Origin of the sequence: Shinella zoogloeoides (assembly GCF_003574625.1) — a bacterium.
GTDB lineage: Bacteria > Pseudomonadota > Alphaproteobacteria > Rhizobiales > Rhizobiaceae > Shinella > Shinella zoogloeoides_A.
On the sequence record NZ_QNUJ01000009.1, the window covers coordinates 95,343 to 106,925 of the forward strand.

The window sequence follows — 11,583 nt, forward strand, 5'->3', positions numbered from 1 at the left end:
CGCCGGAAAGGCTCCATTCCCGTGTCTTTGTTTCAGGTCTATGCAAGAGCCCTCAGCTATCTTGGCACCTACAAGCTTCGAGTCGGTCTCGTCGTCGCCGCCAACGTCATCCTGGCGGTCATCACCATTGCCGAGCCCATCCTTTTCGGCCGCATCATCGATGCCATCTCCAGCAAGAGCGCCGTCACGCCGCTGCTTCTGATGTGGGCGGGCTTCGGCCTGTTCAACACCATCGCCTATGTGCTCGTCGCCCGCGAGGCGGACCGGCTGGCCCATGGACGGCGCGCGAGTCTGCTGACGGAAGCCTTCGGCCGCATCATCTCCATGCCGCTCGCCTGGCATAGCCAGCGCGGCACCTCCAACGCGCTGCACACGCTGCTGCGCGCCTGCGAGACGCTGTTCGGCCTCTGGCTCGAATTCATGCGCACGCATCTTGCCACCGCCATCGCGCTCGCCCTCCTCATCCCGACCGCCTTCACGATGGACTATCGCCTGTCGCTGGTGCTCGTGGTGCTCGGCGCGCTCTATGTCCTCATCGGCAAGGCGGTGATGAACCGCACGCGCGAGGGACAGGCGTCGGTGGAGAACCATTACCACACCGTCTTCTCCCATGTGTCGGACTCGATCAGCAACGTCTCGGTGGTGCACAGTTACAACCGCATCGAGGCGGAAACCCGCGAGCTGAAGGGCTTTGCCGAGCGCCTGATCAACGCGCAGTTCCCGGTGCTCGACTGGTGGGCGCTCGCCAGCGCGCTCAACCGCATCGCCTCCACCATCTCCATGATGACGATTCTCGTCATCGGCACCGTGCTCGTCCAGAAGGGCGAGATCCGCGTCGGCGACGTCATTGCCTTCATCGGCTTTGCAGGCCTGCTGATCGGTCGCCTCGACCAGATGAAGGCCTTCGCCACGCAGATCTTCGAGGCGCGCGCCAAGCTGGAGGACTTCTTCACGCTGGAAGACGCCGTCAAGGACCGCGAGGAGCCGAGCGATGCCGGCGAGCTCGGCGAGGTGAAGGGCAGGGTCGAGTACCGTAATGTCAGCTTCGACTTCGCCAATGCCACACAGGGCGTGCGCGATGTCTCCTTCACGGCGGAAGCCGGCCAGACGGTCGCCATCGTCGGCCCGACGGGCGCCGGCAAAACCACCCTGGTCAATCTCCTGCAGCGCGTCTACGAGCCGCAGTCCGGCCAGATCCTCATCGACGGCGTCGATATCGCAACGGTGACGCGCAAGTCGCTGCGCCGCTCCATCGCCACCGTCTTCCAGGATGCGGGCCTGCTCAACCGCTCGATCTCCGACAATATCCGCCTCGGCCGCGAGGGCGCGAGCCAGGAGGAGATCGTGGCGGCCGCCGAAGCGGCGGCGGCGAACGACTTCATCACCTCGCGCCAGAGCGGCTACGACACCCATGTCGGCGAGCGCGGCAACCGCCTTTCCGGCGGCGAGCGCCAGCGCATCGCCATCGCCCGCGCGATCCTGAAGAACGCACCGATCCTCGTGCTCGACGAGGCGACCAGCGCGCTCGACGTGGAGACGGAGGCACGCGTCAAGGCGGCGATCGATTCGCTCCGCCGCAACCGCACGACCTTCATCATCGCGCACCGCCTGTCGACGGTCCGCGAGGCCGATCTGGTGGTCTTCATGGATCACGGCCAGATCGCCGAGATGGGGACGTTCAACGATCTCAGCCAGAGCAACGGCCGCTTCGCCGCGCTGCTGCGCGCCAGCGGCATCCTGACCGACGACGACGTGCGCAAGAGCCACACTGCCGCCTGACGGGCGTCATCGCTTACGGATCGCTTTTGACCGGCAGGGCCTCGAGGCCCTGCCGTTTTGCATTGGCGATGACCGCGGCCTGCCAGTCGAGATAGCGCGCATAGGCGAAGTGAAGGGCGATGCCGAGCAGCACGTAGAGCGTCCCGAGCAGCGGGTTCTTCCCCGTGACGAACATCAGCACCTGCCCGACCATCGCGAGGATCGTACCGAAGATGAAGACGGCGAGCGAATGCCGCCCCACCGCCACCAGCGGATGGGAAAGCGGCAGCGCCGCCCATCCGGTAAGCGCCGGGATCGTCGCCATCAGATAGGCCCCCGCCAGCACATGCAGCAGCCGCGTGGCGGAGAGGAAGGTCTTGTCGAAGCCGGTCAGCACCGCCGGCAGGCCGTAGGAGAAGTCGATGAACCACCAGGAGAGGACCACCCAGAGCATCGAGACGGCGAGATAGGCCACGGCAAGCGCCGTCAGCACCGGATGGCGCGGAATGCCCTTCCCCCTCGCGCGCATCATTCCGACGAAGCCGATGACGAAGAGGAACTGCCAGGACAAAGGGTTGAGGAACCAGTAGCCGTCGTCGAGGAAGTTCGACGGCGCGATCCGCCAGATGCCGGCACAGAGCCATATCGTTCCCGACACGGCGAGCAGCAGGCGCGCGCTCTGCCGGTAGAGCCAGAGGAAGCCGGGCAGCATCAGGAAGACGACGGCATACATGGACAGAATGTTGTTATAGCCGAACTGGTGGCCGAGCAGCACCATGCTGACGACGCCCTCGTCCGTGCGGTCGACGACGGCGCGCAGGTTGATCTCCGAAAGCAGGTCCGGCCGCGCGAACCACAACGCCCCGCCCGCGAAGATCGCGAAGGTGATGATGCTCGTCATGATATGCGCGATATAGAGCGTCAGCGCCCGCCGCAGGATGCGCAGCGTCAGGGCGAGTCGCTCGCCGACGGCAAAGCGCGCGCCGTAGGCGAGCGCGACGGACATGCCGGAGATCAGCACGAAGGCTTCCGCGGAATCGGAAAAACCGAAGTTCTTGTACGTCAGGTGCTCCAGGTACTGGCCCGGAACGTGATTGACGAAGATCGTCAGGAGGGCGAGGGCCCGGAAGACGTCGAGGCGCGTGTCGCGTTGCCGCGGCACGACGCCTGTCGGTCCATGTCTGTCTGCCATGATACTCTGATCCGCGTGGTGCGGATCAGAGCAAATAGCCCTCGTTTGAAGATTTGATGACAGTGCCGTTCACGGTTGCCTGCCATCCACCGTCCTCGCCGCGATCGACGCGGATCGAAAGCTTCCGTCCGTCGAGCGTGAGGGTGGCGCTGTAGCCGTTCCACGCCGCCGGAAGCACCGGATCGACGAAGAGACGGCCGCCTTCCTTGCGGATGCCGAGAATGCCCTCGACGGCCGCCCGGTAGAGCCACCCGGCCGAGCCCGTGTACCAGCTCCAGCCGCCCCGCCCGGTGCGCTCGCCGACACCGTAGACGTCGGCGGCCACGACATAGGGCTCGACGCGGTAGCGTTCGGCCGCCTCCGGGTCGAGGGCATGCCCGACCGGGTTGAGGAGATCGAAGCAGGCATAGGCGTCGTCGCCCCTCCCCTGGCGCGCCAGCGCCAGGACGACCCAGGTCGCCGCATGGGTATACTGGCCGCCGTTTTCGCGCACGCCCGGCGGATAGGCCTTGATATAGCCCGGATCCTGCGGGGTTTCGGCAAAGGGCGGCGTGAACAGGCGGATGATGCCGTTTTCCTTGTCGACGAGTTCGGCCATGACGGCGTCCATCGCCTGCCGCGAGCGCGCGGGCTCGCCCTCGCCGGAGAGCACGCTCCAGCTCTGGGCGATGGAATCGATGCGGCACTCGGCACTTGTCGCCGAGCCGAGCGGCGTCCCGTCGTCGTAATAGCCGCGTCGGTAGTAGCCGCCGTCCCAGCCCGCCGTTTCGAGCGCTTCCTTCAGCCGGCCGAGATGGCCTTCCCAGATTTCGGCGCGGCCGTGATCGTCCCGTTCGCGGGCGATCGGCAGGAAGCCGCGCAGGGTACCGGCGAGAAGCCAGCCGAGCCAGACGCTCGTGCCGCGCCCATCCTCGCCGACGCGGTTCATGCCGTCGTTCCAGTCGCCGCCGAGGATCAGCGGCAGGCCGTTCTCGCCGGTGCGCCGGAGCGCGAGATCGAGCGCGTGGGCGCAATGGTCATAGAGCGAGGCCTCTTCCGACGAGCGGTCGGGCTTGAAGAAGGCATCGTGCTGCCCCTCAGCGAGCTGCTGGCCCTCGATGAAGGCGAGCCTTTCGTCGAGCAGCCCGCGGTCGCCGGTCACCCGGCAATAATACTCCACCGCATGGGCGAGCCAGACGACGTCGTCGGAGATCATCGTGCGCACGCCGGCGCCGGTATCGGGCAGCCACCAGTGCTGCACGTCGCCTTCGACGAACTGGCGGGCCGCCGCGTTGAGGATCTGCGTGCGGGCCAGCTCCGGGTGATGCATGATGAAGGCGAGCGTATCCTGCAGCTGGTCGCGGAAGCCATAGGCGCCGCTCGCCTGGTAGAAGGCGGTGCGTGCCATGATGCGGCAGCCGAGCGCCTGATAGGGCAGCCAGTCATTGACCATCCGGTCGAGCGCCGCATCGGGCGTCTTGACCTGAAGCGTGCCGGTGAAGCGCTCCCAGAAGGAGCGGACCGACGCCATGACCGTATCGAAATCCGCCGCCCGGCTCTTGCCGGCCAGCGCGCGGGCGCTCTCCGCATCGGCGGTGTCGCCGAGCATGAAGAGGAGCTCGCGCTTCTCGCCGGGCTTCAGCGTGATGTCGACGGCGAGCGCCGCGCAGGGGTCGCCAATGCCGTCGACACTGCCGGAAAGCGGCTGCCCCGCCGCGACGGCCGAGGGAAGCACGATATCGCCGGTGCGGCCGATGAAATCGCGCCGCCGCGCCGTGAAGCCCGCGACCGGCGCATTGACGCCGAAGAAGCTGGTCCGGCCGGAGAATTCGAGGCTGTAGGGATTGGTCGCAAGGAGCGCTCCGCTTTCCTCGTCATGGCTCGTCACGACGAAGGGCGCCGTCTTGGCGGAATTGTTGCCGAGCACCCATTCGACATAGCCGTAGACCGTGAGGCTGCGCGCCGTCTCGCCGGTGTTCTTCACGACGAGGCGCGAATATTTCACCGGGTCCTCGGGATCGACCGTCTGGACGAGATCGAGCTCGATGCCGTCCTCCCAGCTGCGGAAGGCCGTGTAGCCGAGGCCGTGCCAAGTCTCGAACTTCACCGTCCGCTTGCGCGAAAGGGCGGCGAAGGGCGTCATCACGGTGTCGCGGTCGCGGTCCCGCACATAAAAGGCCTCGCCGGGGCGGTTGATGACCGGGTCGTTTGTCCAGGGCGTGAGCTGGAAGTCGCGCGAATTGCGGCTCCAGGTGAAGCCGGCGCCTTCCGCCGAGACGTGGAAGCCGAATTCGCGGTTGGAGATGACGTTGATCCACGGCTGCGGCGTCGCCTCGCCGCCGCGCAGGCGCACGGCATATTCGCGCCGGTCGACGTTGAACCCGCCGAAGCCGTTCCAGAAGGAAAGGCCCTCGCCATCGATGGCAACGGGCTCGCCTTCCGGCACCGGAAGCTTCGGCACGATTGCATCCGCATCCGCCTTTGCCTCCTCCTCACCGCGCGGCGTCGAGAAGAGCGAGACGGTGCGGGCGATCTGGTCGGAAAGCGTGCCGTTGCGGGCGTGGAAGACGGCGCGGGCCGTCGCCAGCAGCGCCTGCCAGGTGGAGACCTCCATCAGGTCGCGGCGCACCGTGAAGACATGCTGGCGCACGCCATCCGACTGGCCGCGCATGCGCAGCGCCTCGCACATCTGGTCGAGCGTGTGCTGCATGTCCTGCGCATAGGAGGCAGCGCGCTCGTTGAGGATCACGAGGTCGGCGGTGACGCCGCGGTGGCGCAGATATTCCTGCGCGCGCAACGCCCCGCGGGCGACATCAAGGTCGATCTCGTCGTTGATGCGTACGATGAAGATCGGGAAGTCACCGGAAATCGCCAGCGGCCAGAGCGCCGACTGCGCCTTGAGCCCCGTCTCGATCGTGCCGGTATCGGCCCGCAGATGCATGTCCGGATAGGTCAGGTACTTACCGAGCATCTGGAAGCTCGCCGCCTCCTGCGAGGTGACGCCGACATGGCGCATATGCACCTGCGAGCGCGTCCAGGCATGGATCATCTCGTGGTTGAAGGCATCCGGATGGCGATAGCGGTCGATGGCGGCATCCACCTCGGCGCGGCTCGGCGCGGCGATGGTCCAGAAGATGACCTTGACCTTCTTGCCGGCCGGAACGCGCACCACGCGGCGCAGCGCCAGGATCGGATCGAGCGTGAAGCCGTCCGTGCCCGAGAGCTGAGCGCCGGCGTCGAAGGCGGCGGCAGTCGGCAGCGAGCGCCCGCGGCCGATGAAGCGGCGGCGGTCCGTCTCGATCTCCGTGCGGCGCGAGGGGCCGGCATTGTCGACGATGAGATGGGCGATCGCCATGTCCGGCTCGTTCGGATTGCGCTTCTGACGCTCCGCGCGGATGACGTCGCCGCGCTTGCCGATCTCGGTGCGCACGAACATCTTCGAGAAGAGCGGATGGGCGTTGTCGGCGTCGTCCGTCGCGATGACGGGCTCCATATAGGAGGTCACCTCGATGAAGCGGTCCTCCGTGCCCGTATTGAGCAGCGTCAGGCGGCGGCCTTCGGCATCGTGCTCGGTGGCGACGATGCACTCGACCTCGCTGGTCAGCGTGCCGACGGTCTTGATGAACTCCGCCTTGTCGTCGCCGAACTGGGTCTTCGTCACCTCGCCCTCGATGCGCCGGGGCTCGGCGGTGGCGGACCACCATTCGTTCGTCGCCATGTCGCGCAGGAAGAGGAAGGAGCCCCAGCGGTCTTCCGTCGGGTCGGGCTTCCAGCGGGTGACGGACTGGCCGTTCCAGCGCGAATAGCCCGCGCCGGTCGCCGTGAGCATGACGGAGTAATGGCCGTTCGACAGGAACACGGTCTCACGCTCGCGGGAGATCGGATCCTTGAAGATGCGGATTTCCGGGCGCAGCAGGTCGGCCTGCGTGCTGCCGACGGTTTCCGGCTCACGCTTGGCGTTGATGACCGGGATGTCGCGCGGCGCCTTTTCCTGCAGCAGCAGTTCGGCGGCCTCGATGACGGGGTCCGAATGGAAGCGCTCGCGCAGCACGCCGTTGAAGACGACATTGGCGACGGCGGCGATCGACATGCCGTGATGGTGCGCCATGTAGTTCCTCACCACCGCGCAGGTCTTGCCTTCCGGCACGCGCGTCGGGGTGAAGTCAACGGCGTCATGGAAGCCGTAGACGCCGAGCGCGCCGAGCTTGCGCAGGCGCTCGAGGTTCTCCAGCGCCGCCTTGGGCGCATATTGCGTGGCGAGGAGCGACGCATAGGGCGCGATCACGGCGTTCTGGCCAAGGCCGCGCTTGAGGCCAAGCGTCGGCACGCCGAAATTGGTGTACTGGTAGGTCAGCTCGTGGTCGCGGGCGTTGAAGGCCGCTTCCGAGATGCCCCAGGGCGTGCCGAGGCGGCGGCCGTGGTTCATCTGCTCGACGACCACCAGATTGTTCGTCTGGTTGAGGATGCCGCCCTGGCGCTCCTGCATGACGAGCGGCGGCATCAGGTATTCGAACATCGAGCCCGACCAGGAGACGAGCGCGCCGCGCGAGCCGACCGGAACGACCGGGCGGCCGAGCTTGTACCAGTGCTCGGTCGGCAGGTCGCCCTTAGCGATGGCGAAGAGACTCGTCAGGCGCGCCTCGGAGGCAAGCAGGTCGTAGCAGGCCTCGTCCAGCTCGTTCGTCTCGACGCGGTAGCCGATGGAAAGGAGGCGCCGTTCCTGGCGGAAGAGGAAGCCGAAATCCATCGAGAAGGCGATGTCGCGCGCCCGGTCGCGCAGCACGGCCAGCCGGTCGCGCAGCGCCTCGATGCTCCCGAGGTCGAAGACGCTGTCGGCGATATGCGCCTCGCAGGTCGAGACCAGCGCGCCCGCCCAGTGCACGACCTCCGCGCTCTGCGGCGACTTGATCTCGTGGTCGAGATTGACGATCAGCTTGTTGACGTCGCGCGCCAGCACCGAAAGATTGATGACGCGGATCGAGGCGAATTCGTGCTCGCGCTTGACGGCGGCGAGCGCGTTGTGGAAGCCCTCGATACGCTCCTCGATGAGGCGGCGCAGCGGGCGCACGGTCTTGCGGTCGTCCGGAAGCTGCTTGAGCGTTTCGGAAAGAATCGCGGCGACGTCGCCGATGCCGTCGAGGCTGCCTTGGAGATGCGCCGACGGGGCTTCGGCCCATTCGCGGCACATGGAGGAGATGGCGATGAGATGGCCGGCAAGGTTGCCGCTGTCGACCGCCGAGACATAGCGCGGCCCGAGCGTTTCCAGCGTATTGGTGCGGTACCAGTTGTAGAGGTGGCCGCGGTATTTCGGCATGCCGTCGATGGTGGCGACGGTCTGCTCGAGGCGGCGCACGGTCTCCTCGAAACTCAGCCAGCCGAAATCGCGCGCCGAGATGACCGAGAGCAGGTAGACGCCGATATTGGTCGGCGAGGTGCGCTCGGCCAGAACCGGCTGCGGTATTTCCTGGAAATTGTCCGGCGGCAGGAAATGCTGCTCGGCGGTGACGAAGGTCTCGAAATAGCGCCAGGTGCGCCGCGCGATCTTGCGCAGCTCGGTCGCGACATGGTCGGAAACGACAAGCTGGTCCTCCGTCTCCGCCGTCTGGCTGACGGACCAGGCGATCATCGGCGAGAGCATCCAGACGAGCGCGAAGGGAACGCCGATGAAGGGCAGGCCCGTCTTGGAGATCATGGCGAGCGCGACGGAGAACACCGCGAGCGCCGGCGCCTGCCACATGGACTTGTAATGGGCGAGGATGCCGCCGCGCGCGCCGCTGTCGGCCTGCGCGGCCGTGCGCCATTCCAGCATCAGCTTGCCGCTGATGAAGGTGCGGTAGAGCGAGCGCACGATGGCGTCCGCCATCAGCGCCGCCGAATGGGCAATGAAGACGATGCGCAAGGCGACCTGCGCATTGGCCGCGCGGATATCGGAAAAGACGCGGTGCACATGGGCGCGCGCGACGATGTCGCTGCGGCGCGGCATGATGCCCGAGATGAGCGAGAGCGTCGGCGCGACGAAGAGCAGGAAGATCAGCACGAGCTGCCAGATCAGCGCCTGGCGTGGCTCCATGTAGTACCAGCCCATGACGGAGGCGACGAGCCAGCCGATGGGAATGAGGCTGCGGCGCAGATTGTCGTACATCTTCCAGCGGCCGAGCATGGGAATGCCGCTCGACGGGCCGAAGAGATAGGGCAGCAGCTGCCAGTCGCCGCGCGCCCAGCGATGCTGGCGCGAGGTCTCGACGCCGTAGCGCGTCGGGAAGTCCTCGACGAGCTCCACGTCCGTCACCAGCGCGCAGCGCGAGAGCGAACCTTCGAGCAGGTCGTGGCTGAGAACGGCGTTCTCGCCGATCCGCCCCTTCACCGCCGCCTCGAAGGCGTCGACATGGTAGAGGCCCTTGCCCGTGAAGGTGCCTTCGCCGGCAAGGTCCTGGTAGACGTCGGAAACGGTGAAGACGTAAGGGTCGACGCCTCGGTCGGCCGAGAAGATACGCTGGAAGGTGGAGGCTTCCTTGCCCGTCGTCAGCGAGGGCGTGACGCGCGGCTGGAGGATGGAATAGCCGGCGACGATCTCGCCCGTCGCCTCGTCGATGACCGGGCGGTTGATCGGGTGGTGCATCTTGCCGACGAGCTTGGTCACGGCATCGCGCATCAGGCGCGTGTCGGAATCGAGCGTCATGACATATTTGACGTCGGCCGGAACGACATTGGCGCCCGGCAGGAAGGTCGTGTCGCCGTCGCCGCGCAGCAGAAGGTTCAACTCGTGCAGCTTGCCGCGCTTGCGCTCCCAGCCCATCCACGCCCCTTCGGAAGGATTGTAGAGGCGGCGGCGGTGCAGCAGATAGAAGCGCGTGCGCCCGTCATAGGCATAGCGGGCCGAGAGCGTGGCGATCTCGCGCTTGGCGTATTCCAGGACGTCGAGATCGGCCGGCGTCTCCTCGCTCTGGCTGTCGGCCCAGTCGCTGACCAGCGCGAAATAGATTTCGCCGCGCGGATTGGCCAGATAGTGGACTTCCAGGTTGCGCACCAGCTCGTCCACATGGTCGCGCTTGGAGATCAGACAGGGCACGACGAGCAGCGTGCGCGCATCCTCGGGAATGCCGTCCTTGAACTCGTAGCCGACGAGCCGCGAGGGCGTGACGAAGAAGGTGACGAGCGTGTTGAAGAGACCCGTCGCGCCTTCCGAGGCCGGCAGCGCGAAGAGGACGAGCATGATCAGCCATGCGCCGTTCGGAATGTCGAGCTGGTCGAGGAAATAGTAGACCGCGATCATCGCCAGCAGCGTGAGGATGATGTTCGGGCCGGCGATGGCGAGCCAGTCGAGCTTGCGCGTCAGGCGCACGATGCGCTGGACGAGCGAGGGGCGGTAGCCGATGCGCTTTTCGAGGAGCTTGCGCTTCTTGCCGACGAGGAAGGCGCCGACATTGGCCTCGTAGTCGGGATCGTCCCCATGGGCGGCCGCGTCCTCGGCCGTCATGGCGATGGCGGTCTCGGTGACCTCCAGTTCCGTCTTGCCGGAGCGGCGGGCGAAACGCTCGATCGTGTTGCGGTACTTGTTGCGCGAGCCGAAATCGAGGTCGCTGTAGTCCGAACTCTGGCGCAGCGCCTCGTCGAGGCGGCTGACGCTCTCGAACCAGACCGGCCATTCGGTGTCGTCCACCGTGCGCAGGCTCTTGATGAGCGAGCTCATCGTCACGTTGCCGGAGGACAGGCGGTTGTTCTCCGCGACGATCAGCTCTTCGAGGTCGCTGCCGCGGCTCTCGATCCTGCGCTCCAGCCATTGGATGACCGCGCCGGAGGCCTGAAGGCCGTCGCGCAGGCGATAGAGAAGCTGAATGACGAAGGTATTGTCCTCGACGAAGCTCTCCAGCGAGCCGAGATAGGCGATGCACTTTTCCGGATCGTTGAGGCGGATCAGCTCGTCGGCCACCTCGTTCGCCTTGAAGCGCATCTTGCGCGAGCGCTCGACGCGGCTGGAAATACGCCGCAGATTCTCGAGCAGCACGAAGCGGATGAAGGAGGGCAGCGCCCAGAGTTCACCGATCTTCAGCGCATCGAGCTTCTGGAAGCCCTGCACGAAGGCCGTCAGGCTTTCCACCGACACGCCGCTATGGGTATGGGCGACATAGAGCCAGGCGATGGCCAGCGTGCGGGGAACCGGCCTGCCGTCGATCTCGATGGTCGGCAGTTGCCGGAAGAAGCGGCGGGGAAAGTCGCGCCGGACCTCCTGGATCGCTTCCTCGATGACGTAATAGTTGTCGAGCAGCCATTCGGCCGCGGGTGTGATCTGCGCACCGGCCTCCACGTCCCGTGCGGTCGCCTGGTAGACGCGGAAGATTTCCTTCTCGTTCTCCTTGTGCCGCGGGCGGAACTCGAAGGGCTGGTAGCCGGGCAGGGCCGCCGTCCTGTCGCGCGCAAGCGCTTCGCCGCACTCGGCCAGCTCCTCCAGCGTCAGATAGGTGGCGCGGATGGAATCGTTGTAGTCGATGTGCTTGGCATCGGCATCACGCGGGGCTTGCGGCGTATTGTGAAGGGGCATGTTTCTGATTCTGGATCCGGCCATGGTGAGCCAACCGGCGGCGGCCTTGGCGCCGGAGGGTTTGTCGCGGACAGGCTTCGTCTCGGCGCCGCGATCAGCCATGACACCGGGCGGC

At 66.3% G+C, this 11,583-nt stretch carries 3 protein-coding genes; 1 reads left to right on the plus strand and 2 read right to left on the minus strand.

The window, feature by feature from the left end; genetic code table 11:
• The first annotated feature begins 21 nt into the window (after positions 1–21).
• Positions 22–1,779 (plus strand): glucan ABC transporter ATP-binding protein/ permease, encoded by a 1,758-nt coding sequence (locus DSD28_RS18305; protein WP_119257861.1) that lies wholly within the window; start codon positions 22–24, stop codon positions 1,777–1,779.
• Positions 1,780–1,792: 13 nt separating this feature from the next.
• Here DSD28_RS18305 and DSD28_RS18310 read toward each other — a convergent pair whose 3' ends face one another.
• On the minus strand, positions 1,793–2,950 hold the full coding sequence (locus DSD28_RS18310) for an OpgC family protein (RefSeq protein WP_119257862.1): 1,158 nt from the start codon (positions 2,948–2,950) through the stop codon (positions 1,793–1,795).
• A 25-nt stretch (positions 2,951–2,975) separates the two neighbouring features.
• Entirely contained in the window at positions 2,976–11,468 is an 8,493-nt protein-coding gene (locus DSD28_RS18315; protein WP_119258012.1) for a GH36-type glycosyl hydrolase domain-containing protein, read from the minus strand.
• Positions 11,469–11,583 lie beyond the last annotated feature (115 nt).